We start from the raw sequence: 24612 nt of genomic DNA, 5'->3' as shown, positions 1-24612 counted from the left end.
GTCCCTCAGGGGAAGAGATGGCGGGCGGTCATGACTGCGTCGTCGGTCGCGTGGGCGGCAAAGAAATCGTTGGCGATGCGCTGGCCCGGCGCGATCTCCAGGATGCGGTAGCGCGCCATGGCCGCGGCATCGCGCGCGGCACCGACGTCGTCCTGCCAGGCGCAGAGCGACAGCTCGAGGCGGCCATATCCGCCGCAATCGGCCGCATAGGCGCCGGTCACGGCCTCCACGGTCGCGGCCACTGCATCCGCATCACCGGCCGAGACGTCGCGCAGGATCACGGCGATGCCGTTGCCGGTCTCGGCTTTCGAGGTCATCACCATGAAGGCGTCGCGGGCGCCGGTGCGTCCTGCGCGGCGGGCCGCACGCGCGATGCCGGCAAAGGCCGGATCGGGTCCGAGCTCCAGCGTCGTCGTCTGCTGGTCGTGCAGGATCGTCGCGCGCATCGCGCCGAGGTCGCCCTTCAGCGCGTGATAGGAGCGCGGCAGCCACACGGTGTCGAGCGGCATCTGCGAGGATGTCAGGCTCCAGGCTTGGTCGAGCAGATAGCCATCCCAGATCGCGGGGTAAGACGCTGCAAGCTGTTGCCAGGTGCGCAGAAGCCGTTCGGCGCGCTCGGTGCGGCCGAGATAGAGCGTGCGCGCCGACATCTCCCAGCGGTTCCACTTGTGGAGGGCGACGTCGCAGCCGAGGAAGGACGGCAGCAATGGCGCCTCGCGCAGCACGGCGCCGGTTTCGACGAACAGCAGCGGCTCGCGATATTTGTTCCACATCCGCAGCATGAACTCGGCCTTCTCGAAGCAGAGGAGCCGGTCGCTGAACTCCGTATCGATCGGCTCGATATGGCAGGCGAGATCGAACCGCTCGAGCGAATGCCGGAGCGCGAACGCTGCGGTTGCGTCGCCGCGGCGCGGATAGCAGGAGACGATCCGGGGGCGCAGGGTGGTTGCATCGGCAGCAGTGAGGAATTTCGACCAGCCGATGCCGCCCCACCACATCTCATGCGGGCCGTCTGCGCCGCAGGGAGCGACGGTGCCAAACTCGGTCAGCTTGGACTTGAGGAAATCGAAGCCGGGATTCTCGCTTCTGGGAATGACGACGGCGCAGCCGGGCGTAAGCGAGCGGTAGAGCAGCTCGGCCGCCGCGCCGCTCGGTGGCTCCCTGAGAATGATGACGCCGTTTCGCCGGCGCTCGCTGACGTTGTCGAGCGTCGGTAGGCCGTACTGGCCGACCAGCCAGCCGAGACGGTCGCGCTGGGCCGGGCCGAGCCTGACGCCGCCTGTTAGCAGCAGTCGATCAAGGTTCTCGCGCGTCTCGTCCGTCAATTCCGTGCCCCTCACGTCGCCAGCCCCTCGCACTTGAACGGCCGGAGCGGCACGATCAGGCGCATTATTTGGGGCTGGAGCCGAGCGGCGTGATCGCGACGGAATAGATCGCGATCTCCTGCGTCATCGGGGCGATCGGGATCAGCAGGCAGCCGTCGTCGCTCTCGGCGCGATATTGCGCGCCGGTTCGCTGCACGCCGGCATAGACCAGGCTATCGGCCGCGAGGCCGATGACGTCCTGGCTCTCGGCGGCATCGCGAACGTCGTCACCCTGCTGCACCGTGACGCCGTGAAGAAGACCTCCGGGCGCGAATTTGGCCAGCGGCAGCGCGATCATGGTGACCGCCATGGTCCGGGACAGGGGGATGCGCAGACGCAACTCGCCGAGACCGGTGCGATGGACAGTCACCGTCTCCAGCGTCGCATCGGCGCCGGCACGAAACAATCCGACCTGAACCAGGCCGCACGGCCGTTCCTCAAAGACGTCGGCGGGCAGACGGTTGGCGCCGAACAGCGCATAGAGATAACCGTAGGACGGTGACAGGCCGGCAAAGCTGCCGGCGAGCCACATCGGCGGTGCCGCCGAGGTGCAGGCGGCAGAGAGGCCACGGGCGGTGATCTGATCGCGGACGAATTTTTCGTCGAGCATCGGTGCCAGCGCGTGGGTGCCGAGATTGACGTCGTGCTTCAACGGACCGAGCAGCGCGAGCTCGTCGTCGTCGGGCAGCAGCAGAAGTCGGCCTAGCGTCGCCGCGCACCAGCGCGCGGCGACGTCGGACGCAGCATAGGGATAGAGGCCATGGTCGAGCGCGACATCGCCCGCGCTTTTCGCGAAGGCCTCCGCGCCGGCCTGGATCTCCGCGGCAAGCGCCATTTGCTCCGCAGGACGCGGATTGATCTCGCGCTGCACCGCGCCGCCGTCGTAATCGCGAACCGAACCATCGGCCGAGCAGCAGGCCTGCTCCAGCAATGCCACGTTGCGGATCAGCATGCGTTTGACATGCGGCGTGACGACGAGGTCGGAGATGAAACCCTCCGCGCTGCCCTCGTCGGCGATATCGTCGAAGGCGTCGTCGAGTGACATCAGATAGGCGCCGTGGAGACGGATCTTGATGCCGTCCATGTCGAAGACCCGGCGCAGCGCCTTCTGCACGCTGCCGGAATAGCCGAGATCGGCGAGCACGAGGTCGGTACAATCGTCGAAGCCCGGGATGGCGTGACGGAGATAGGCGAGCAGCCGGGCCCGCAGGCCTGCGGCGAGCGCTGTGATCTCAGCCGGATCCATCAGACCGGGCAGCGCCTCGGCCAGCTGTTCGCCGGCGGCAATGCCGCCGGGACAGCTGGCAAAGAACGCCGCGACTTTCGGCGGCATGATCTTCACCATGTCGCGAAAGGTCGGAGCGTCGATCTTGAAGACCTTGCTGAGCAGATCGACCAGCGGCTGCATCGTGTCGGCCGAGGCGATCAGGCTGACACGGCGGTTGATCTCGACATAGGCCGACGACATGCCGTGCAGATCCTGCCAGATCCGGTACGACAGGAAACCGTCGCGGCCGAGGAAGCCGAGGGCGACTTTCCGGCCGGGTCCCGCGACCGCCTCGCAGCGCCTCGCGACGAAGGCGTCGAACGCTGTCATCACCGGGCCAAGCACCGTGAGGCCCAGGTGAAAAGCCGGCGACCTCTCGGCGCTGCGCGCGGCGACCATGCGCCGCAAGGTGCGCGCACCGTGGTCGAGCCGGGACGGCGCGCCGGTGCAGATGAGCTCGAACAATGCGGTTTCGCGCTGAAAAATCGACGCGAGCTGGGCGGTCGCCTGCGGATAATAGCGCGCACGAATGCCGTGGCGCTTGGCGCCGTTAATATCAGCCTTGTCATTGTCGCCGACGTGGAAGGAGGCACTGGCGTCGATGCCCTCGTTGGCGAGGTATGTCGCGAACAGCGCCTCGCTCTTGCTGCTGCCGTGGTCGCAGGAGGCATAGAGGAAGTCCCAGGCCAGACCGGGGCGGCAGGCCCGCAGCAGCCGCGCCAACGAAGCGGAATCCCAATAGGTGTCGGAAATGAATCCGACGCGGTGGCCGGCGTTCTTCATGTCCAGATATTGCCGGAGCATGTCCGGATTGGCGCGGCAGAGCTCGAGCTCGGCTGCGAACTCTGATTCGGCGAGGACGCTCAGATCGCGGCGCGCCAGACCGAACAGCTTGAACGGAAAATAGGAATAGATCTCGTCGATATGAACTTCGCTGGCACCGCGCTTCTCCTTCGCGGTCTTGCGCGCGCGTGCTTCAGCCTGGATGCGATGCTGAACGAAACTCACAGAAACATTCGGACAAGTTCTTGAAATGCCCGATAGCTCGTAAGTCCTTTCAAATACGCCATCTGGCGTCGTGCAGGCACGAAGCAGAAATGTATCGAAAACATCGAACGACCAAGCAGAAACAATTTGTGCGCGGCGCGCCGCGCCGGCCGTTGCTATTTTCATGCTGCAATTCCCCGTCCACACGAGGATTAACGCGCGTATGCGTGGAGTCAGGCGCCACAGATGCGAAAAAAAATCACGCGTGATTCAAAAACGCGTTCGTCGCGACTGACAGATTCAAAAAAATCGCTAGGTTCGAAAAAGGTGATTCGGAAAAAATTGCCGAGTGCAGAAGTCGTCTCGCGTTCATTCACACTCGGAAACAATCGTGTCTTCACGCGCGGCGCGCGTGTCGTGTTCGATCACCTAGTGCCGCGTAATGTCAGCGTTTTCTCCCGAGTACATCTGTTCAGGATGGATGATCCGCCATGGCGCGAGACGATGTGATGATTGCTGGTGTAAGGCGCGGGAGCATCGCGCAGTCGGCAATTATTGCCCGATACTCGGCAAAAGATACCGGCTAACATCTTGAAAAATAACAAAAATTCTTCGCCTGGATTGTTTTGGCCTCGCGTTCAACGCTTGGAAGCCGTGTGGCATATGCGCCGCCGGCATTGCGGGTTGGAGATTGCGGGATGAGTTACGCTGCTGATGTCATGGCTCCCGCCGAGGCCGAGATCGCGACGACGGTGCCGACTGACGCGACCGTGCCGATGATGCCGTCGGCGCCGCTCGCGCCGGACAGCGTGCCTGTCGGCGACGATCTCGTCTTTGATGAAGACAGCGAACTCCTGGACAGGCTCGCGACCGGCGACGAGGCGGCCTTCCGCATGCTGGTCGAGCGTCATATCGATCGCGCCTACGCGATCGCACTGCGCATCGTCGGCAACGCGGCGGATGCCGAAGACGTAGTGCAGGACACCATGCTCAAGATCTGGAGCCATCGCGGACGTTGGCAGCACGGCCGCGCCAAATTCTCGACCTGGCTCTACCGCGTCATCTCCAACCGCTGCATCGACCTCAGGCGCAAGCCCCGCAACGAGAACGTCGAGACGGTGCCGGAAGTCGCCGACAGTCAGCCCGGCGCCGTGGAGATCATCGAGCGCAACGAGCTGAACGGCATGCTGGAGCTCGCGATGCAGCGCCTGCCGGAGCAGCAGCGCATCGCAGTCATCTTCTCGTACCACGAGAACATGAGCAACGGCGAGATCGCCCTGGTGATGGACACCACGGTGGCCGCGGTCGAGTCGCTGCTCAAGCGCGGACGCCAGCAGCTCCGGCAGCTGTTGCGCAAGCACGAGCGGGACATCCGCACCGCGTTTACCGATTGCTAACCATAAAAATCGCCTCACAAAAATTTCCGCGCCTGATCTCCTTGCACTCCGCCGTTTGAGCGAACGGACGGGGCTGCGGTCTGCGTCGTCAATCGTCTTCAACGATGCGGCACGCCATGCCCATCAGCACAGGAGCTTCCAATGCCCGCAATCAACACCAACACCGCCGCGAACTCCGCGGTCCGTTACCTCAACATCAATTCGGCGCAGGAGAGCAGCTCGCTCGCGAAGCTGTCGAGCGGTTCGCGCATCACCTCGGCTTCCGACGACGCCGCGGGCCTTGCGATCTCCACCCGCATCTCCTCGGACGTCACAACGCTGCAGCAGGCCGCGACCAACGCCTCCCAGGCGACCGCGATCCTCCAGACCGCCGACGGCGGTGCCTCCAACATCTCCGACATCCTGGCGCGTATGAAGTCGCTGGCCTCCGAGTCCGCCTCGGGCACCACGACCGATTCCAGCCGCGCCTATATCAACTCGGAATTCACGCAGCTCACGAGCGAAATCGATTCGATCGCGAGCGGCACGCGCTATTCCAGCCAGAGCCTGCTCGACGGTTCCAGCGTGTTTTCGTCCGGTGTGTCCGTGCTGGTCGGTTCGTCCGGCTCCGACACGATCACCATCACGCTGTCGAACCTGACGGCGTCGTCGCTCGGCGTATCCTCGCTCGACGTCAGCTCGCTGTCGGACGCGACTTCGGCGCTGACGACCCTTGATACCGCGATCGATACCGTCTCCGCCGCCCGCGCCAGCATCGGCGCGCAGGAATCGCGGTTCAACTTCTCGTCCGACTCGATCTCGACCCAGACCCAGAACCTGCAGTCCGCGAACTCGGCGATCAAGGACGTCGACATCGCATCCGAGCAGGCCAAGCTGTCTTCCGCCGAAGTAAAGACCCAGGCCGCGGTGTCGGCCGAATCCGCGGCGAACCAGATGCCGCAATATCTGCTCAAGCTGCTCGGCTAAGGCGCGAGGCCTGAACGACCGTCATACCGGGCCGGCTTGATGCCGGCCCGGTTCTTCCTGGGATGGAGCGGGCACCACAGTGACCAGCGTTAGTTCGAGCACCAGCAGCACGTCGACCGCCTCGACGTCATCGAGCAGTTCGTCGGTCACCACGACCGGGACCACGACATCGACCAGCGTCGACTGGAGCGCGCTGATCACGGCGGCGGTGAACGCCAAGCTCGTTGCGGCGACGACGATCTCGACTTCGATCACCAACAACGAAGCCAAGATCACCGCCTACACGACGCTTCAGACCAATCTTTCCACGCTGTCGAGCGGGCTTTCCTCGCTCGCGACCTCCGTCATCAATTCGCTGGCGACCAACGCCTTTGCCACGCGCGCGGCGACCCTCAGCTCGACCGGCGACGTCAGCGCGTCCTCCGCGCTATCGATGTCGGTCAGCAACGGCGCTGCGACTGGCGACCATACGCTGACGGTCAGCCAAGTCGCGACCGCGCAGAAGGTGGTCGGTACCTCGCAGTCGAGCCAGACCGACGAGCTCGGCTATTCCGGTACGTTTTCCATCGGCCTCGATGGCGGCACGGCGTCCGACATCTCAATCACCAGCACGATGTCGCTCCAGGACGTCGTCGACAGCATCAATGCCCAGACCTCGACCACCAACGTTCAGGCCTCGATCGTGCAGGTGTCGAGCGGGTCCTACGAGATGGTCCTGACGGGAACCGAGGATGCCGCCGACATTACCTATTCCAGCACGACCGGCGACGACATCCTGAACAAGCTCGGCGTGACCGACAGCACCGGCGCCTTCGCCGACGTGCTTCAGACCTCGCAGGCCGCGATCTTCGCCCTCGACGGCATCTCGATGACACGGGATACCAACGATATCACCGACGTGCTCACGGGCGTGACGTTCAACCTGCTCCAGGCGACGCCCAGTGGCTCCACGCTGAACATCAGCATCGAGGCCGACACCAGCCAGATCACGACGGCGGTCGGGAACCTCGTCACCAATTACAACACGTATCGCGATGCGGTGATCGCGCAGCAGGCTACCGGGTCGGATGGTACGGCGGATTCGAGCGCCGTGCTGTTCGGCGACGGCACCATGCGCGACATCATGGACGCGCTCCAGAACGCGCTCAACAGCACCGTCGGCGGCCTCACCATGGCCGACCTCGGCCTGTCCTTCAACGAGAAGAACGAGCTCGAGCTCGATACCTCGACGCTGTCCGAGATCCTCAGCACGAATCTGAGCGGCGTCACCACGCTGCTGTCGGCGCAGACCAAGACGTCGTCGAGCCAGCTCAGTGTCGTCAACACCGGAACCTCGCCGCAATCCTTCACGCTCGACCTCACGGTGGATTCGGACGGAAACCTCTCCGCCGCTTCCGTCGGCGGCGATTCCTCGCTGTTCATGGTGAGCGGCACCACGATCCTCGGCGCTACCGGAACCGCTTATGCCGGCATGGCCTTCACCTATTCGGGCTCGACCTCGCAGTCGATCACGGTGACCTCGACCCAGGGCATTGCCACGCAGCTCTACCAGGTCGCCAAGACCTACTCGTCGAGCTCGGGCGCATTGCAGACGTTGATCACGAACCTGACCGATCGCGACAACGTGCTTCAGCAGAAGGTCGACGACATCGATAGCGCCGCGTCCGCCTATCAGGCGCAACTCCAGGTGCAATATGCGGCCTACCAGGCCGCGATCGAAAGCGCCAACAACACACTGACCTACCTCAAAGCCCTGCTTAACTCCAGCTCGAGTAGTTGATGATGCATAATCCGATGGCGTACATGGCCAACCAGGCCTATCGGGGCGCCGCGACCAGCGTGCCGCCGCTCAAGGTGATTTCGATGCTGCTCGGCGGCGCGATCACCTTCCTGCAGAAGTCGCTCGCCGCGCAGGAGGCACGGCGCTTCGAGGAGGGGCACGAATATCTGATGAAGGCGACCGCGATCTTGCGCGGGCTTGGCCACAATCTCGATTTCGCCAAGGGCGGCGCGGTGGCGGAGCGGCTGTTCCAGACCTACAACACCCTGATCCTGGCGAGCCACAAGGCCTATGGCCGGCCGTACGCCCGCGAGAGCTTTCGCCGCATCATTGCCGGGTTGACCGAGCTGCGGGAGGCATGGGAGCACGTCGATGCGACGGTGCGCGGCGGCAAGGCCGCGCCGGCCGATTCGGCCCGCAAGGGGTGACGCAACCTGGTTCTGCGCGACGCGGGGAGGGGCGGCAATGGGTGCGGCCGGCGATTTGGCCGCTTTCCGTAGTGCTGCGGGCGGTTTTGGCGCCAGTAACAGCCGAAATCCGGTTTCCGCCGCGCCTGCATTGCTTTATGACGGGCCTGACCGAGGCGGGACCGGCAGGCGATGGACGTCACCGAGTTTGAGGAATTGATCGATCGGCTGGGCGAGGATCTCTCCCTCTGGCCTGACGATCGACGTGTGCCCGCCGAACAGCTGCTGGTGCAATCGCCTGCCGCGCAAGCCCTGCTGGAAGAGGCGCGCGCCTTGCGCCTCGCGCTCACCGCACCTGCGGTCCGCGCGCCTGCGGGCCTCGCCGATCGCATCGTCGCTGCGGCCGCGAAAATGAAGAGCGACACCGCCGAGCCGCGCACCGAAGGCGAGACGGCGGAGAGCTGAGCGGCTCTTTCCGAGATCGAATATCAAATATTGTGAGACGTCGTCATGCCCGGGCTTGTCCCGGGCGGCATCCACGTTCTTCGTGCTGCGCAGCAGGTCGTGGATGGCCGGGACAAGCCCGGCCATGACGCTGTGGAAGCCTCCGCTCTCCCAACGCTGAAATCACCGCTCTTCCAACGCGCGCACGCGGCAGATTTTGCCGTGTCGAAAGCCGTTTTTACGCGCGTGAATCCTCGCCTGAATCCGCGCGCCCACCCGTTTCATCAGCACACAGATTTCAAGCGCCGCCGACCGACATCTGGTCGCTGCTCGCGCAGGAAAGCCGGAGTTTCTGATGACCGTTTCCGCCACGAGTTCTGCAGCGACTGCGACCACGACGACGTCGTCGTCCTCGAGCACATCGTCCAGCTCGTCGCTGACCTCCAGCGACTTCCTGAGCCTGCTTGTCAGCGAGCTGCAGAACCAGGATCCGCTGAACGCGACCTCGACCACTGATTTCATCAACCAGCTCACCTCCTACGCCAATTTCACCCAGCAGCAGTCGATCAACTCCAACATGTCGTCGCTGGCGAGCTCGTTCTCGAGCCTCGTGACGCTCAACTCGGTGAACTATATCGGTCACACCGTCGAGGCGAAGACCGACACGTCGACCTTGAGCAGCGGCTCGGCGACGTTCGGCTACTCGCTGTCCTCGGCCGCTTCGAATGTCTCGGTCAGCATCTCGGATTCTTCCGGCAACGTCGTTTACACCGGAACCGGCGCGGGCAATTCCGGCTCCAACAGCTTTACCTGGGACGGCAAGGACTCCAGCGGCAACCAGCTCTCGGACGGCGGCAAGTACACCATCGCGGTGACCGCGACTGACTCCGCCGGAAACTCAGTCCTCAATTACACGACCGTCACCGGCACGGTGACTGGCATCGACACCTCGACATCCACGCCTTCGCTCACGGTGAACGGTGTCTCTGTCAGCGCCGCCAATATCCTCGGCGTCACGTCCTGATCTCTTGTCCTGATTTCCTCGGAGTTTTCATCATGAGTCTCACCGGTGCATTGTCCTCAGCGATCTCGGCCCTCAGCGCCCAGAGCCAGTCTTTGTCGATGATCAGCGACAACATCGCCAACTCCGATACGACCGGCTACAAGACGACGTCGGCAATGTTCGACGCGCTGGTGACCGCGTCGAGCAACACGACCTCCTACGCGTCCGGCGGCGTCACCGTCGCGGGCCGGGCCAACATCACCCAGCAGGGTCTCTTGGCCACGACCTCCAACGCCACTGACGTTGCGATCCAGGGGACGGGCTTCTTCGTGGTGAATAGCGCCACATCCGGCGGCATCACGTCCTATACCCGCAACGGCGCCTTCACGATCGACAATGCCGGCTACCTCGAGAACAACGGAAGCTATCTGGAGGGATGGCGCACCGACGCGGACGGCAATGTCGTCGGCAGCGAATCGGCCAGCAATCTTTCCGCCATCAACACCCAGATCGCCTCGACCAGCGGCAGCGCGACGACCAAGACCACGATCGCGGCCAATCTGCCGTCGGATGCCGCCACTGGCGACACCTATACCAGCTCGATGACGGCGTATGACTCTCTCGGTGCCGCAAACACGATGCAGATCACCTGGACCAAGACCGGTACCAACGCCTGGAGTGCGAGCTTTGCCAATCCGACGACGTCGTCGGATACCACGACCGCGACAGGCACGGCGTCCGGCACGATCGCCATCACTTTCAATAGCGACGGCTCGCTGGCCAGCACCAGCCCGAGCCCGGCAACCGTTGCGGTCACGGGCTGGACCGACGGCGCCGCCGACAGCACCATCACGATGAACCTCGGCACGGTCGGCGGCACCGATGGCCTGACGCAATACGCCTCCGGTGAGACCACGCCGTCGGTCAACGTCACCAGCATCGATTCCGACGGCCTGTCCTACGGCAAGCTGTCCAGTGTCTCGATCGGCAAGAACGGCGTGGTCGACGCCACCTATTCCAACGGCGAGACCGTCGCAATCTACAAGATCGCGGTGGCGACCTTTGCGGATCCGAACGGCCTCTCCGCCGCCAGCGACGGCCTCTACTCGGCGACCGTGACCTCGGGTAACGCCGCGTTGCAGGCTTCCGGCGAGAACGGCGCCGGCACGGTCTACGGCAGCGAGCTGGAATCCTCGACCACCGACACCTCCAGCCAGTTCTCGAGCATGATCTCGGCGCAGCAGGCCTATTCCGCCGCATCCCAGGTCATCTCCACCGTCAACAAGATGTACGACACCCTGATCTCGGCGATGAGGTGAGTGATGCCAGGTGAAAAAGCGAGCGCTGCCGGAGAGGCGCTGCTGCGCCGGCTCCAGCGGCTGGTGGCACGAGCCGCGACCGCCAAAGGCGGCGACCGCAAGCAATTGCTAGGGCTGCTCGACGACGTCGACACGACTCGTCGTGGTCTCTTGCGGGAACGCGCGGAGATCGAAGGCGAGATGAAGCAGGCGACCGTCAGGGCGACCGCGATCGGCGCGTATTTGCGCGGCTCGCAAGTCCAGCGCGGCAAACGACAAAATTAGAAGGCGATGACCATGACTGTAGCCCAGGCCAAGAGCCAAGCCACGAGGACGAACGCCGCGAGCGGCGACACGCGAATCAAGTCGCTGATCACGCTGATCGACAATTTGACCTTGCTGGTCGCCGACGAGAACGCCGAGCTCGCCAAGGGCCTGCCGGCCTCGCGCCTCAAGCAGGTCGACGAGAAGAGCCAGCTGGCCGAGATGTTCGAGCGCATCGTCGCCGAATGCGCGGTGGGCACGACCAGCCTCAACGTGCACGACCGGATCCTGCGCGAGCAGCTGATGGAGCGGATCCTGAAGCTGCGTACGGCGATGGACGAGAATCTGGTGCGCCTGCGCGCGGCGATCGAAGCCAGTAACCGCCGGATCGAGGCCGTCATGCAGGCGATCCGCGAGCAGATCGCCGCAGTGTCGCCCTATGGCGCCTCCGGCCGTCTCGCCGCGCGCGCGGTCTCCAGCGGCACCAGCCGCAGCGCCTGACGGATCGAGAGGTTCGCCGTGTCACTCGATATCGCAAGATCGATCGCCTTCAGCGGCCTCTCGGCCACCTCGGTGCAGATCAGCGTGACGTCGTCGAACATCTCGAACGCGGACACGACGGGCTATACCGAAAAGACCGCGAACCAGTCGAGCAGCGTCACCAACGGCGTCGGCACCGGCGTCACGGTGACGGGCATCACCTCGACGGTCGACAAGCTGTTGTTGAAGTCGCTGATCTCCGCGACCTCCGACCTCGGGTCGGCCGACACCACCAACACCTATCTGACGTCGCTCGAAAAACTCTACGGCTCGACCAGCAGCACCGACAGTTCGTCGACCGGGACCTCGCTTGCCAACAGCATCGCTTCGCTGGAATCGGCGCTGTCGTCGCTGGCGAGCACGCCGAGCAGCGCCTCGCTGCAATCCAATGTCGTCAGTGCGCTCGATGACGTCGCGAGCCAGTTGCGGGAGACGTCGAGCAGCATCCAGAAGCTGCGCTCCAATGCCGACCAGGACATCTCGTCCTCGATCGACGACGTCAATACCGACCTGCAGCAGATCTCGGATCTGAACGCACAGATCAAGCAGACGGCGGCGTCCGGCCAGTCGACCGCGGACCTGGAGGACCAGCGCAACACCGCGCTGCAGGATCTCGCCTCGAAGATGAATGTCAGCTACTTCACGGCATCGAACGGCGATCTCCAGATCTACACCAAGTCCGGCCAGGCGCTGGTCGACAGTTCCGCGCATACGATCAGCTATACCGCTGCGGCCAATGTGACGGCGGCGACGACCTATACCGCCGGTTCCTCGTCCAGCGGCTTCAGCGCGATCACGGTGAACGGGGTGGATATCACCTCGCAGATCACGGGCGGGGACATCGGCTCGCTCATCACGCTCCGCGACACGACGCTGCCGGCGGCGCAGTCGCAGCTCGATCAGCTCGCCCAGCAGCTTGCATCCGCGATGAATAGCGTTTCGAACAGCGCCTCCGCGGTACCGGCGCCGACGAGCCTCACCGGAACGACCAGCGTCACCAGCAGCACGGCGTTGTCCGCCACCGGCTCCGTGCGCCTTGCCGTCACCGACCAGAGCGGCAGTCTGGTCTCTTACAGCGATCTCGACCTGTCGTCCTATTCCACGATCGGCGATCTCGTCACCGCCATCAACGGCATTTCCGGACTGTCGGCCGCGGTCGATGCGGACGGCCATCTCGCGATCACGGCAACCGGCTCGAGCAACGGTGTCGCCATCAACGAGATGACCAGCTCGATGGGAAGCTCGGGGGAAGGATTTTCCGAGTATTTCGGTCTCAACGACCTCGTGACCGGCACGAGCGCGGCGGATATCGCGGTCAACGGCAAGATCCTGTCCGGCACCAACGAGCTTCAGCTCGGCACACTGGATTCCTCGTCGAGCCTGACCGTCGGCAGCACCGTGTTGTCGTCCGGGTCGGCGACCGTCGTCAACGCCTTCTATGATGCGCTGACGGGCTCCCGGACATTCGCCACCACCGGCGGGCTTGCGGCCACCACCGGCTCGCTGGCCGACTATGCCTCCGCCATCGTGGCCGAGGTCGCCAGCAAGGCCTCGCAGGCATCCACCAATTACACCGCGAAGGAAACCACGCAGTCGACCTATGCGAGCTCGCTGTCCTCGCAATCCGGCGTCAACCTCGACGAGGAATCCGCCAAGCTCAGCACGCTCCAGAACAAATACACGGCGGCGTCCGCGCTGATCCAGGCCATCAACACCATGTATTCGGCGCTGCTGTCCGCCGTGCAGTCGTAACAGCCGGGAGTAGGCTCATGGTCGCGATGCGGGTCGCCACCTTCGCACAGTCGAACAGGATGATCGCCGACGCGATGCGCGTGGAGACGGTCATGGCCAACAAGCAGATCCAGGAATCGTCGGGCGTGATCTCGGGCGATTTCGGCGGCTATGGCTCGGATGCGCAGCATGTCGTCAACCTCCAGGTCTCGGTGACGCGCGCGCAATCCTATATCGATGCCGCGACGCTCGCCGACAGCAAGGTGCAGGTGATGTACTCGGCGGTCGGATCGATGACGGACATCCTTACGCAACTCCGCTCCCAGCTCAGCGCGGCCTCGACCGGTAGCTCGACCGAGAGCAATTCGGTGATCACCACCGCCCAGCAAATGCTGCAGGAAATGGGCTCCCTGATGAACACGCAATATGACGGCCAATATGTGTTCGCCGGCGGCAAGACCGACACGGCGCCGGTCGATCTCACGAGCTTCGCGTCCGGCATCGGCTCGCTGACCGCGACCGATTCCAGCTACTACAACGGCGACGACGAAATCGCCTCGGTGCGGGTCGCGGCCGACGAGACGGTGTCCTACGGCGTAACCGCCGACAATTCGGCGTTCGAGGAGGTGATGCGGGTTCTCAAGTTCGTGGCCAACAGCACCTCGCTATCGTCCTCGGATATCACCAGTGCGCTCGATCTCGCTAGCACGGCGATCGACGACACGGCAGCGGTGCAGGCCAAGCTGTCGAACAACGTGTCCTCGATCGAGACGGCGAGCACCCGCCAGACCGACTACAAGAGCTATGCCGAGACCCTGTCGAACGACCTGACCGGGGTCGATGTCGCCGCCGTCACGGCGCAGCTCTCGACCTATCAGGCGCAGCTCACCGCATCCTATTCGGCGCTCGCCAAGATCCTGAGCATCAATCTGGCGAGCTATTTGAAATAGCCGAGGGCTATTCGGCGGCGATGCGCTCCACGGCCATGGTGCGAAGCCTGGCGCGCTGGATCTTGACGCCATTGGCGCTGTCGGTGACGGGGAAGGCGTCCACGACATAGATCCGTGCCGGCACCTTGTAGCCGGCGAGCCGCTCGCGCAGGCGCGCGACCAGCGTCTCCTGATGCGGTGGCTCGTGGTGCGGGATCACGAAGGCGACGCAACGCGCATGGCCCTTCAGATCGACCGCCACGACCTGGGCATCGGCCACGCCGGTGCAGGATTTGAGCTCGTCCTCGATCTCGCCAGGCGCCACGAGAAATCCGCCGAGCCGCATGGCGTCACCCGCACGAGTCTCGTAGACGAAGGCACCGTCGCCACGCAGCCGGCCGATGTCGCCGGTGCGGAAGAAACCCTCCGCGGTGATCGCCTCGCGCGTCGCGTCCGGATTGTTGAAATAGCCAAGGAAGCGTGACGGCGCGCTGATCTCGATCTCGCCGGAGATACCGGGATCTGCGAACTCGCCGGTCTCGGTGTCGCGTACGCGCACCTTTGCGTCGGGCGACATCGGCCAGCCGCCGCCCTCGATGCGATCGGCGAAGGCATCGCCGACACGCGCGATCGAGAACAGGGCCTGCACCTCGCTCGAACCGTAGAGACCGAACAGCGGCATGCCGCGCGCCTCGGCTTCCGCGGCAAGCTCGCGCCAGCCGGGCTGGAACGCGGCGAAGCCGCAGATTTCGAGATGCGGGAAGGGGCGCGGCGCATCGGTGAGCGCGAGGATGCGGCGGAACATCTCGTCCGAGCCGAACGAGTGGGTGATCTTCTGCTCTTCGAGGATATTCAGTGCGGGTGCTGCTTCGAAGGCATCGAGTACATGAATAGTCGCGCCCGCTGCGATGAAGCCGAGCAGGCTGGTCATACCGAAGGTGCCGCAGAACGGCAGCATCGCCAGCAGCGAATGACGCTGCGACGACAGCTTGAGCGCCGTGGCGACGGAGGCGGCGTGCGTGACCAGCGTCCGCTGCGAATGCGCGACGAGTTTTGGTCCTTTGGTCGTGCCTGATGTCGTGTAGAGCAGCACGGGCACATCGACGTCGTTCTGGGCCGGCGGCGCCGACGGATAAGGCCTCTCGAACGCATCGAACCGCACGCAAGGCCAGTGCGCCGGGATCGTATCCGCACCGACCACTGCGAGCTTTTGCAGCGCGGGGACCTCGTCCCCGGCGATATCGGCGAGGATGGCGGCAAAGTCGATCGAGCGGAACGCGGCCTCGACCACCATCAGCTTCGCGCCGGACAGGCGAAGCAGATGCGCAACTTCTGCGCTGCGGTAGCGCGTATTGACGGCTGCGACGATGGCTCCACGCCGGGCGGCGGCGAACAGCAGTGCGATCCATTCGACCCGGTTGACCAGCCAGACCGCGACGACGTCGCCCTTTCCGATGCCTTGCGCGGCGAGCCAGGCAGCGGTCTGCTCGACTTTCGTTGTGAATTCTGCGCGCGAGACCTGTGTGCCGTCGAACACGAAGGCTGGGTCGGCAGCCTCGGTGCGGATCAGCGATTGCAGCGAAAATTCGTTGGCGCTCATGGCAACCGGAGTAACCCGATCGCGCAAACCTGTCTACTTGGTGCCGAACATCCGGTCGCCTGCATCGCCCAGGCCCGGCACGATGTAGCCGTGGTCGTTGAGCCGCTCGTCGATCGCGGCGGTCCAGACCGGCACGTCGGGATGCTCGCTCTGGAACTGCGCGATGCCCTCGGGCGCGGCGAGGAGACACACGAAGCGGATGTCGCGAGCGCCGCGCTGCTTGAGCAGGGACGCACCGGCGCAGGCCGAGTTGCCGGTCGCCAGCATCGGGTCCATCAGGATCACGGTGCGGTCGGACAGGTCCTGCGGCGCCTTGAAGTAATATTCCACGGCCTGCAATGTCTGGGGGTCGCGGTAGAGCCCGATATGGGCGATGCGCGCCGAGGGCATCAGCGCCAGCATGCCGTCGAGGAAGCCGACGCCGGCGCGCAAGATCGGCGCCAGCGTGAGCTTCTTGCCGGCGATCTTCGGCGCCCGCATCGGCGAGATCGGCGTCTCGATATCCACCAGCTCAAGCGGCAGATCGCGCGTCACCTCGTAGCCGAGCAACATCCCGATCTCGTTCAGGATCTCGCGAAAGCTCTTGGTCGAGCGGTCCTTCTCCCGCATCAGGGAGAGCTTGTGCTGGACCAGGGGGTGGACGACGACATTGACGCTGCTTGTGCTCATGAAACCGATCTACACGGTTCCGTGAAATTACGCCAGATCGGCAAGTCTGTTCGTTTAAGCCTTTTTCCGCGGGACAGGCGGCCTCAGACGGGCATCGCGACGGCGCTGCGCGCCCGGCTGCTTGCCTCGTAGGCAGCCATGGTCAATTCGCGGTCGATCGCCGCGCGCATGGCAACAGCGCAGGCTATACTCCGAGCCCGCGCGCAAGAAGCGTGATCACGATCGTCAGGACCGCACCCCAGACGAGGCTCAGCGTCATGGTCAGGACCGTCGTGGTGACCGCGTGCTCGAGATGTCCCTTGGGGAGCTGCACGTTACTTGTCCGATGCGGGCGCCGGTCCGATCCGCAGGCCGAGCAGCAGCGCACCGATCAACGCAACCAGGATGGCGATCTTGAACTCGATCATGACGTCAGCCTTGCCAGTGCGCGCGCAAGCATCCGGCTGGCTGATTCCGCCACCAGGATCAGAAAATTGCCGCGGTTTTCGACGTCGAGCTCGAAGGTCTCGGTCGGGAATACCAGGGCGCAGCGATCCGGCGCGCTCTCGCGGTTGGCGAAATCGACCGCCGAGCTCTTGAACAGGAACAGTCCGCCGACACGCCCATGCGCCTCGCGCGCGACCCAGAGGCCGGCGCCGTTGCGTCCGATGAAGAAGGCGGGGATGGCGGCACTGACGACGTCGGGATCGAGTGGCCTGAGCGCCGTCGCCGGTTTGGTTTCGGATCGGCGGCGGGAAGCCTGAAGGGCAATTGCGGCCATCGCGGCCTCCTCACACATCTGCAAGGTCATGGCAGCCTCCCTGTCGGTCAGGCGTGCATGTGCCAGACATAGATCGCCGTCCTCAACGCGATGAGCGCAGTGAGCACGCTGCCCATCGAGAACAGAGTCAGAGCGCCGAGGGCGAGGTCCTTGAGTTGCGCCTGGCGCTCTGCCGAGATGCGCGGCAGGCGTTCGGACCCGAACGGCCGGTCGAGGCCATGTGTCAGGATCGACATTGTGTAAGTCCTTGTCTGGTGCGGTGAGACGACCGCTCCAATCTGTCTTCCATGATGATGACTGCTGCGTAGGATTGCGAGATGAGTGGCGAGGGGTCCGCATAGGAAAGTCATAAGTGCGCGAGCCGTCAGGCCCCGACGCTGTCGATCAGCTCCTCGTCTGCGATCGCGGCGAGGGCGCGCACCACCTCTCTCTGCCGGGCCGCGTCAAGCGGCACGATCGGCAACCGTGTGGCCGGCGACATCAGACCCAGCACGCTCAGGCCGCTCTTCAGCGCCGCCGGGCTGTCCTTGGAGAGGCAGGCGATGAGCGGGACCAGGCGCTTGTGCAAATAGCGGGCGGATTGCAGGCGGCCTTGCCTGACTTGCGAGAAGATCATGCGGCAGAGATCCGGGGCGATGTTGGAGACTTCCGAGATCGCGCCGTCGCCGCCGCTCGCGATGCTGCCGAAGGCGGTGGCGTCGTCGCCTGAGAGCAGGCGAAAGCCTGATGGCAGTAGCCGGTTCAGGCGCGTCGGGCGGGTGATGTCGCAGCTTGCGTCGCGCAGGCCCATGAACTGGCGCGATTCGACCAGACGCAGAAGCGTCTCGTCGGCGAGCGGGCGCAGCGTGCGGGAGGGAACGTCGTGCAGGATCACGGACAGGCCGATCGCGCCGGCAAGGCTGCGGAAGTGCGCGAGCATCCCGTCCTGCATCGGCTTGTTGTAGGCAGGCACCACCGCCATGACGGCATCGGCGCCGGCCGCTTCCGCGCGCCGCGCAAGCTCGATGACCTGGCTGGTGGCATTCGACAGCGCGCCGGCGATGATCCGCACGCGACCGCGGGCGACATCGACCGCGGTGCGGATGACCAGCTCCTGCTCGGCCGGCGAGAGCGTCGGCGCTTCGCCGGCCGTCTCGCAGACCACGATCGCTGGGACGCCCGCCGCGATCTGGCGTTCGCAGAGCGCGGCCAACGCCTTGAGATCGATGGCGTCAGCCGCATCGAACGGCGTCGGCAGGTCCGGAATGAAGCCGGTGAACCAGGCAGAGGGAGGAATGAACATGGCTTTTTTCGCTTGGTGGCGCCGGCTCAAGCGGCGCGTTGCGAGACGACGGTGTTGGGGCTCTTGCCCATGTCGAGCTCGATCTCGCGCGGCAGCTCGACGATGGTCTCCGGATGCTGTCCGTTCTCGAACAGCGCATATTTGACGGCCTGGGCGCGGCTGACGAACAGGCCGCCATAGACGCCGTTCTGCTCCTGCGCGACCCATTGTCCCCTGTGGTTGCGGCCGATGAGGACGATGGTCGAGGGGGAGCTGCACGAGGGAGGTTCGACGAGTTTCATGGACGTAGTCCTTCCGATTGACGGCGGCGGCGGACGCAGGCCCGCAACCGTTCGATCAGTATCTTTTCAAGCGCATATGATTTCGAGTGAGGCGGGGCTGCGATCTCATAGGAAGCTCATAAGGCCCGCGTTCAGGTCAGCTCGCTGACGACATGAACCAGCGCGAACAGCGCGCCGAATGCGGCGCATTCGTCCCAATGATTGAGAACGCCGCCAAACAGCACCTCGCGCCTGAGAACAGCGACCGCAGAGCAGAGGATGATCGACATCCAGAGCAGGGCGGCAAGGCTTCGTCCGAAGCCGACGCTACCGAATGCGGCAAAGGCCGCCAGCAGGACGACGCGCACGGCAAAGCGCGCGATCACCCGTACTGGGCTCAGGGTCCGCGATATGTCCGAAGATTGCGGCAAGGCGCGAACCTGTTGGGCCAGTCTAGCTGAAGTTCTCGCAACCAACCGGCTCGTAGAGCGAATCCAGGGCGGGCCGCACAGTGGGAACGCTTGGCCGTGACGTCTCGACGGCCAACGCCTGCACCTCGATGAACGCCGACAGCAACGCGAGCGCGAGGTCGGCATGATGCGCCTCGACCGCGGCGTCGAGCCAATCTGGCAATTCGCGTTCGCGCGACAGCGCGCAGTGCCATTCGCCCTCGTCATAGGCGAGGCGGCGAACCTGCCACAGCGGCAGCTCGAGCTCCATCAGCGCCAGCGCCGCGTCGGCCCACGCCTCCGCCTCGATCAGGCGCATGACGCGCGCGGTGCGCTCGCTTCCGCCGCGCGACGCGACGCGCCGGCAGGCGTGCACGATGTCGAGCATCAGTGGCCGCGTCATTGTCTGCGCGCGACGGAGGCGCGCACTGAGCGATGGTGGATCTTTGTGACGGAGAGCGGCGGTCATGTCAGGCCTCCTGGAATGGGTGTCGGTCAGTCGGCCGGCCTCTCCAAGATCGCCGGAAGGCCATTTGAAAACGAGATGGGGAGGGGGCGAGAGATATAGGGATTTCATAAATGCACGGACGCTGCCGGACACGACATGCGGCTAGCACCCACTTTCGACTGTCGTTTTTGCGACAAGCCGGCGGCGCATGGGGGCAGGCGTTCTTGGAAGACCATGGCGGCGGTCTTCCGTAACATCAGGCAATGAAGGCGATGCTGGATCGGCATCGTCGAGCTGGCCGTCTCGGACGAACGCCTGGAGTGTCTTGCCGGTGCCACTCGGCCGCCCTCGACCACGGGCCGGCCTTTATGGGATTCCTATAAGGTCGCCATAGGGCTCATCTCGAAAACCTATGCGCGTGATGGCACTTCAGCGCAGTGAAAGTTCCGGCCTATTGCCGGAGACATTCATTGTATTCGCGCGCAGCGGACGGCCGGAATCCAGAGGCAGGTTACGCCGGATATCGCGCAACGAGGAGAACGCCATGATGGATATTCTGATGCTGGCACTGGGCTTAGCCTTCTTTGCCCTCGCGATCGGCTACACCTACGCCTGCGAACGGCTGTGAGGGAGCGGACCATGATCTTCGATTACGCACTCGCCGGCACCGTTTCGTTCGGCCTCCTGATCTACCTCACTTATGCGCTGCTTCGGCCCGAGCGGTTCTGAGCCGTTCTGCTGCTTCTCGAATTGCTGCTGGCGGACGTCGCGCTCGTCGCCTGCCTATTGACGGTGCTCCTGGCGCTTTTGCGCCGGGCACCAAGCCTGAAGGGTTGATTCCATGACTGTGATCGGTTGGCTCCAGATCATTCTCTTTTGCGTCATTGTCGTCGCGCTCGCAAAACCGCTCGGCTGGTACATGACGCGCGTGTTCAACGGCGAGCGCACCTTCCTGTCGCCGGTGCTGCGGCCGATCGAGGCCGGCATCTACTGGTTCTCCGGCGTCGACGAGAGGCGCGAGCAGCATTGGCTGACCTACACGGTCTCTATGCTGCTGTTCCATGTCGGCGGCTTCCTCATCATCTACGGCGTGATGCGGCTCCAGGCCGTGCTGCCGTTCAATCCGGCAGGGCAATCGGCGGTCGCCGAGGACCTCTCCTTCAACACCGCGATCTCCTTCATCACCAACACCAACTGGCAGAACTACGGCGGCGAGAGCACGATCTCCTATCTCGTGCAGATGGTGGGCCTGACGCACCAGAATTTCCTGTCCGCGGCAACCGGTATCGCGCTCGCGGTCGCCCTGATCCGCGGCTTCTCGCGCGCCTCGATGCGCACGGTCGGCAATTTCTGGGTCGACGTCACCCGCACGACGCTCTACGTGCTGCTGCCGATCTGCGTCGTCTACACGCTGTTCCTGGTCTCGCAAGGTATTCCGCAGACGCTCGGCGACTATGTTGAGGCCACCACGCTCGAGGGCGCCAAGCAGACCATTGCGGTCGGCCCGGTGGCCTCGCAGGTCGCGATCAAGATGCTCGGCACCAATGGCGGTGGCTTCTTCAACGCCAATGCCGCGCATCCGTTCGAGAACCCGACCGCGCTGTCGAACTTCGTGCAGATGCTGTCGATCTTCACGCTCGGTGCCGCACTGACCAACGTGTTCGGCCGCATGGTCGGCAACCAGAGCCAGGGCTGGGCGATCCTCGCCGTGATGGGCGTGCTGTTCATCGCCGGCGTCGCCATCACCTATTGGGCCGAAGCCAACGGCACCTCGACGCTGCATGCGCTGGGCCTCGCCGGCGGCAACATGGAGGGCAAGGAGGTCCGCTTCGGCATCGTCGCGTCCTCGCTGTTCGCCGTGATCACGACCGCGGCCTCCTGCGGCGCGGTCAACGCCATGCATGACAGCTTCACCGCGCTCGGCGGCATGATCCCGCTGATCAACATCGAGCTCGGCGAGATCGTAGTCGGCGGTGTCGGCGCCGGCATGTACGGCATGCTGCTGTTCGTCATTCTCGCAATCTTCGTCGCGGGACTCATGGTTGGCCGCACCCCGGAATATGTCGGCAAGAAGATCGAGGCGCGCGAGGTCAAGATGGCGATGCTGGCTATCCTGGTGCTGCCGCTGATGATCCTGGGCTGGACCGCGGTCGGCGTGGTCTATCCGGCGGCGGTCGCCTCGATGGCGAATGCCGGGCCGCACGGCTTCACCGAGGTACTCTACGCCTTCACCTCGGCGACCGGCAACAACGGTTCGGCCTTCGCGGGCCTCACCGGCAACACCTTGTTCTACAACATCACGCTTGCCAGCGCGATGTTCGTCGGCCGCTTCTTCATGATCATTCCGGCGATGGCAATTGCGGGCTCGCTCGCGGCCAAGAAATCCATCCCCCCGTCGGCGGGCACGTTCCCGACCACGGGCGGGCTGTTCGTCGGCCTCGTCGTCGGCGTGATCCTGATCATCGGCGGCCTCACCTTCTTCCCGGCGCTCGCGCTCGGCCCCATCGTCGAGCATCTCGCGATGAATGCCGGTCAAGTGTTCTGATCTTCTGACTGTTTGGAGTGACCTCCATGGATACGATGAAACTGCAAAAGCGCGCTTCCGGCTCGGCCATGCTCGATCCCAAGATCGTGCTCCCCGCGATCCGCGCGTCCTTCACCAAGCTTGACCCGCGGCTGATGATCAAGAACCCCGTGATGTTCGTGGTCGAGATCGTGGCCGCGCTGACCACGGTGATCTTCCTGCGCGATCTCCTCTCGAGCGGCGCGAATCTCGGCTTCACCTTCCAGATCATCATCTGGCTCTGGTTCACTGTGCTGTTCGCCAATTTCGCCGAAGCGGTCGCCGAAGGCCGTGGCAAAGCGCAGGCCGAATCGCTGCGCAAGACCCGCACCGAGAGCCAGGCCAAGCTGCTGACCGGCGCCGGCCAGGCTTTCAAGCTGGTTCCGGGCACGAGCCTCAAGGTCGGCGATGTCGTGCTGGTCGAAGCGGGGGACACCATCCCCTCCGATGGCGAGGTGATCGAAGGCGTTGCCTCCGTCAACGAAGCTGCCATCACCGGCGAATCCGCGCCCGTCATTCGCGAGTCCGGCGGCGATCGCTCGGCGGTGACCGGCGGCACGCAGGTGCTGTCCGACTGGATCCGCGTCCGCATCACCGCGGCGCAGGGCTCGACCTTCATCGATCGCATGATCAAGCTGGTCGAGGGCGCCGAGCGGCAGAAGACGCCGAACGAGATCGCGCTCAACATTTTGCTCGCCGGCCTGACCATCATCTTCGTGTTCGCCACTGTCACCATTCCGAGCTATGCGGCCTATGCCGGCGGCTCGATCTCGGTGGTCGTGCTGGTCGCGCTGTTCGTGACGCTGATCCCGACCACCATCGGTGCGCTGCTGTCGGCGATCGGTATCGCCGGCATGGACCGCCTGGTCCGCTTCAACGTGCTGGCGATGTCCGGCCGCGCGGTGGAAGCAGCCGGTGATGTCGACACGCTGCTGCTCGACAAGACCGGAACGATCACGCTTGGCAACCGCCAAGCGACGTCTTTCCGGCCGGTGCGCGGTGTGACCGAGCAGGAACTCGCGGATGCAGCCCAGCTCGCCTCGCTCGCTGACGAGACGCCGGAAGGCCGTTCCATCGTCGTGCTGGCGAAGGACAAATACGGCATCCGCGGACGCGACATGGCCGAACTTGGTGCGACCTTCATTCCGTTCACGGCGCAGACCCGCATGAGCGGCGTCGATGCCGGCGGCTCGTCGGTGCGCAAGGGCGCGGTCGATGCTATGCTGAATTATGTCGGCGGCGGTGCGACGATGGCCGTGGCCTCCGGCAACACCGCCCGTGCCATCCAGCCGATGGCGTCGTCGGACGTCGGCCGAGAGGTCCAGACCATTGCGGACGAGATCTCCAAGGCCGGCGGCACGCCGCTCGCGGTCGCCAAGGACGGCAAGCTGCTTGGCGTCATCCAGCTCAAGGACATCGTCAAGGGCGGCATCCGCGAGCGCTTCGCCGAGCTGCGCCGCATGGGCATCCGCACCATCATGATCACCGGCGACAACCCGATGACGGCGGCCGCGATCGCGGCGGAAGCCGGCGTCGACGACTTCCTGGCGCAGGCAACGCCCGAGGACAAGCTCAAGCTGATCCGCGACGAGCAGGCTAAGGGCAAGCTGGTCGCCATGTGCGGTGACGGCACCAACGACGCGCCGGCGCTCGCCCAGGCCGACGTCGGTGTCGCCATGAACACCGGCACGCAGGCGGCACGCGAGGCCGGAAACATGGTCGACCTCGATTCCAACCCGACCAAGCTGATCGAGGTGGTCGAGATCGGCAAGCAGCTGCTGATGACGCGCGGTGCGCTGACCACCTTCTCGATCGCCAACGACGTCGCAAAATACTTTGCGATCATCCCGGCGATGTTCCTGGCGTTCTACCCGCAGCTCAACGTGCTCAACGTCATGAACCTGTCGAGCCCGCAGAGCGCCATCCTGTCGGCGATCATCTTCAACGCGCTTGTCATCATCGCGCTGATTCCGCTCGCGCTGAAGGGCGTCGCCTACCGCGCCGTCGGCGCCGGCGCACTGCTCCGCCGCAACCTCTTGATCTATGGGCTTGGCGGGATCGTCATTCCCTTCATCGGTATCAAGGCAATCGACCTCGTCGTTGTTGCCTTGCACCTGGCCTAACCCCGTCGTTGCGAGCGAAGCGAAGCAATCCAGAGATGTTTCTGCGGCTGACAGTCTGGATTGCTTCGTCGCCTCGCTCCT

27 protein-coding genes are annotated in these 24612 nt (G+C 64.4%); 15 read left to right on the top strand and 12 right to left on the bottom strand.

Features of this window, described 5'->3' with window-relative positions; translation table 11 throughout:
* Positions 1 to 5 precede the first annotated feature (5 nt).
* Positions 6 to 1325: a hypothetical protein gene (locus IVB29_RS19740; RefSeq protein ID WP_247505025.1), complete on the bottom strand. Its 1320-nt coding sequence runs from the start codon at positions 1323 to 1325 to the stop codon at positions 6 to 8.
* Positions 1326 to 1389: 64 nt separating this feature from the next.
* Positions 1390 to 3804 carry a hypothetical protein gene (locus IVB29_RS19735; protein ID WP_247505024.1) on the bottom strand — a complete coding sequence of 805 codons (2415 nt, stop codon included), beginning with the start codon at positions 3802 to 3804 and terminating at the stop codon, positions 1390 to 1392.
* A 512-nt stretch (positions 3805 to 4316) separates the two neighbouring features.
* On the opposite strand from IVB29_RS19735, the gene IVB29_RS19730 reads away from it, so the two are divergent.
* Complete coding sequence (locus IVB29_RS19730) at positions 4317 to 5015, top strand: RNA polymerase sigma factor (RefSeq protein ID WP_247505023.1); 699 nt, start codon at positions 4317 to 4319, stop codon at positions 5013 to 5015.
* Between the two features lie 141 nt (positions 5016 to 5156).
* A complete protein-coding gene (locus IVB29_RS19725) occupies positions 5157 to 5981 on the top strand; it encodes a flagellin (protein ID WP_092021417.1) in 825 nt (274 codons plus the stop codon).
* A gap of 21 nt (positions 5982 to 6002) precedes the next feature.
* Here the strand turns inward: IVB29_RS19725 and IVB29_RS19720 are convergent, their stop codons facing one another.
* On the bottom strand, positions 6003 to 6200 hold the full coding sequence (locus IVB29_RS19720) for a hypothetical protein (RefSeq protein WP_247505022.1): 198 nt from the start codon (positions 6198 to 6200) through the stop codon (positions 6003 to 6005).
* Between IVB29_RS19720 and fliD the strand changes: the two genes are divergently transcribed.
* The 9 genes from fliD to IVB29_RS19675 all read left to right on the top strand — a co-directional run bounded on the left by fliD (position 6190) and on the right by IVB29_RS19675 (position 14398).
* Positions 6190 to 7761, top strand: a complete 1572-nt coding sequence (gene fliD, locus IVB29_RS19715; RefSeq protein WP_247505021.1) for a flagellar filament capping protein FliD — start codon at positions 6190 to 6192, stop codon at positions 7759 to 7761. The genes IVB29_RS19720 and fliD overlap by 11 nt on opposite strands.
* A complete protein-coding gene (locus tag IVB29_RS19710) occupies positions 7761 to 8189 on the top strand; it encodes a flagellar export chaperone FliS (RefSeq protein WP_247505020.1) in 429 nt (142 codons plus the stop codon). The genes fliD and IVB29_RS19710 overlap by 1 nt, the downstream gene beginning before the upstream one ends.
* 171 nt (positions 8190 to 8360) lie before the next feature.
* Positions 8361 to 8633: a hypothetical protein gene (locus tag IVB29_RS19705; RefSeq protein WP_247505019.1), complete on the top strand. Its 273-nt coding sequence runs from the start codon at positions 8361 to 8363 to the stop codon at positions 8631 to 8633.
* Positions 8634 to 8967: 334 nt separating this feature from the next.
* The gene (locus tag IVB29_RS19700) at positions 8968 to 9636 is read left to right on the top strand and encodes a FlgD immunoglobulin-like domain containing protein (protein WP_247505018.1); all 669 of its coding nucleotides are present in this window, start codon (positions 8968 to 8970) and stop codon (positions 9634 to 9636) included.
* Positions 9637 to 9668: 32 nt separating this feature from the next.
* A complete protein-coding gene (gene flgE / locus IVB29_RS19695) occupies positions 9669 to 10934 on the top strand; it encodes a flagellar hook protein FlgE (protein WP_247505017.1) in 1266 nt (421 codons plus the stop codon).
* 3 nt (positions 10935 to 10937) lie between these two features.
* Complete coding sequence (locus IVB29_RS19690; RefSeq protein ID WP_247505016.1) at positions 10938 to 11198, top strand: hypothetical protein; 261 nt, start codon at positions 10938 to 10940, stop codon at positions 11196 to 11198.
* 6 nt (positions 11199 to 11204) lie between these two features.
* The gene (locus IVB29_RS19685) at positions 11205 to 11678 is read left to right on the top strand and encodes a flagellar protein FlgN (protein ID WP_247505015.1); all 474 of its coding nucleotides are present in this window, start codon (positions 11205 to 11207) and stop codon (positions 11676 to 11678) included.
* A gap of 18 nt (positions 11679 to 11696) precedes the next feature.
* Positions 11697 to 13469, top strand: coding sequence for a flagellar hook-associated protein FlgK (gene flgK / locus IVB29_RS19680; RefSeq protein WP_247505014.1), 1773 nt, complete (start codon positions 11697 to 11699; stop codon positions 13467 to 13469).
* A 17-nt stretch (positions 13470 to 13486) separates the two neighbouring features.
* A complete protein-coding gene (locus tag IVB29_RS19675; protein WP_247505013.1) occupies positions 13487 to 14398 on the top strand; it encodes a flagellin in 912 nt (303 codons plus the stop codon).
* Positions 14399 to 14405: 7 nt separating this feature from the next.
* Here the strand turns inward: IVB29_RS19675 and IVB29_RS19670 are convergent, their stop codons facing one another.
* The 9 genes from IVB29_RS19670 to IVB29_RS19635 all read right to left on the bottom strand — a co-directional run bounded on the left by IVB29_RS19670 (position 14406) and on the right by IVB29_RS19635 (position 19866).
* On the bottom strand, positions 14406 to 15977 hold the full coding sequence (locus tag IVB29_RS19670) for an AMP-binding protein (RefSeq protein WP_247505012.1): 1572 nt from the start codon (positions 15975 to 15977) through the stop codon (positions 14406 to 14408).
* 33 nt (positions 15978 to 16010) lie between these two features.
* Positions 16011 to 16646, bottom strand: coding sequence for a uracil phosphoribosyltransferase (gene upp, locus IVB29_RS19665; protein ID WP_247505011.1), 636 nt, complete (start codon positions 16644 to 16646; stop codon positions 16011 to 16013).
* Between the two features lie 184 nt (positions 16647 to 16830).
* Positions 16831 to 16959: a hypothetical protein gene (locus tag IVB29_RS38420; RefSeq protein WP_256466896.1), complete on the bottom strand. Its 129-nt coding sequence runs from the start codon at positions 16957 to 16959 to the stop codon at positions 16831 to 16833.
* A 90-nt stretch (positions 16960 to 17049) separates the two neighbouring features.
* The gene (locus IVB29_RS19660) at positions 17050 to 17436 is read right to left on the bottom strand and encodes a hypothetical protein (protein ID WP_247505010.1); all 387 of its coding nucleotides are present in this window, start codon (positions 17434 to 17436) and stop codon (positions 17050 to 17052) included.
* Between the two features lie 17 nt (positions 17437 to 17453).
* Positions 17454 to 17642: a hypothetical protein gene (locus IVB29_RS19655; protein WP_247505009.1), complete on the bottom strand. Its 189-nt coding sequence runs from the start codon at positions 17640 to 17642 to the stop codon at positions 17454 to 17456.
* A gap of 128 nt (positions 17643 to 17770) precedes the next feature.
* Positions 17771 to 18688, bottom strand: coding sequence for a 4-hydroxy-tetrahydrodipicolinate synthase (dapA, locus tag IVB29_RS19650; RefSeq protein ID WP_247505008.1), 918 nt, complete (start codon positions 18686 to 18688; stop codon positions 17771 to 17773).
* Positions 18689 to 18714: 26 nt separating this feature from the next.
* Entirely contained in the window at positions 18715 to 18969 is a 255-nt protein-coding gene (locus tag IVB29_RS19645) for a hypothetical protein (RefSeq protein ID WP_247505007.1), read from the bottom strand.
* Between the two features lie 131 nt (positions 18970 to 19100).
* Positions 19101 to 19379 (bottom strand): hypothetical protein, encoded by a 279-nt coding sequence (locus tag IVB29_RS19640; RefSeq protein ID WP_247505006.1) that lies wholly within the window; start codon positions 19377 to 19379, stop codon positions 19101 to 19103.
* Positions 19380 to 19401: 22 nt separating this feature from the next.
* Positions 19402 to 19866 (bottom strand): hypothetical protein, encoded by a 465-nt coding sequence (locus IVB29_RS19635; protein WP_247505005.1) that lies wholly within the window; start codon positions 19864 to 19866, stop codon positions 19402 to 19404.
* 391 nt (positions 19867 to 20257) lie between these two features.
* On the opposite strand from IVB29_RS19635, the gene IVB29_RS19630 reads away from it, so the two are divergent.
* The 4 genes from IVB29_RS19630 (at position 20258) to kdpB (ending at position 24531) form a co-directional block, all read left to right on the top strand.
* Positions 20258 to 20473, top strand: coding sequence for a hypothetical protein (locus IVB29_RS19630; protein WP_247505004.1), 216 nt, complete (start codon positions 20258 to 20260; stop codon positions 20471 to 20473).
* Between the two features lie 11 nt (positions 20474 to 20484).
* Positions 20485 to 20574, top strand: coding sequence for a K(+)-transporting ATPase subunit F (locus IVB29_RS19625; protein ID WP_008133410.1), 90 nt, complete (start codon positions 20485 to 20487; stop codon positions 20572 to 20574).
* 112 nt (positions 20575 to 20686) lie between these two features.
* Complete coding sequence (gene kdpA, locus IVB29_RS19620) at positions 20687 to 22390, top strand: potassium-transporting ATPase subunit KdpA (protein WP_247505003.1); 1704 nt, start codon at positions 20687 to 20689, stop codon at positions 22388 to 22390.
* 26 nt (positions 22391 to 22416) lie between these two features.
* Positions 22417 to 24531 (top strand): potassium-transporting ATPase subunit KdpB, encoded by a 2115-nt coding sequence (gene kdpB / locus IVB29_RS19615; RefSeq protein ID WP_247505002.1) that lies wholly within the window; start codon positions 22417 to 22419, stop codon positions 24529 to 24531.
* Positions 24532 to 24612 lie beyond the last annotated feature (81 nt).

Origin of the sequence: Bradyrhizobium sp. 1 (genome assembly GCF_023073315.1) — a bacterium.
Classification (GTDB): Bacteria; Pseudomonadota; Alphaproteobacteria; order Rhizobiales; family Xanthobacteraceae; genus Bradyrhizobium.
The sequence above is the reverse complement of the archived record's forward strand: the minus strand, read 5'-3'. Positions and strand labels throughout refer to the sequence as shown.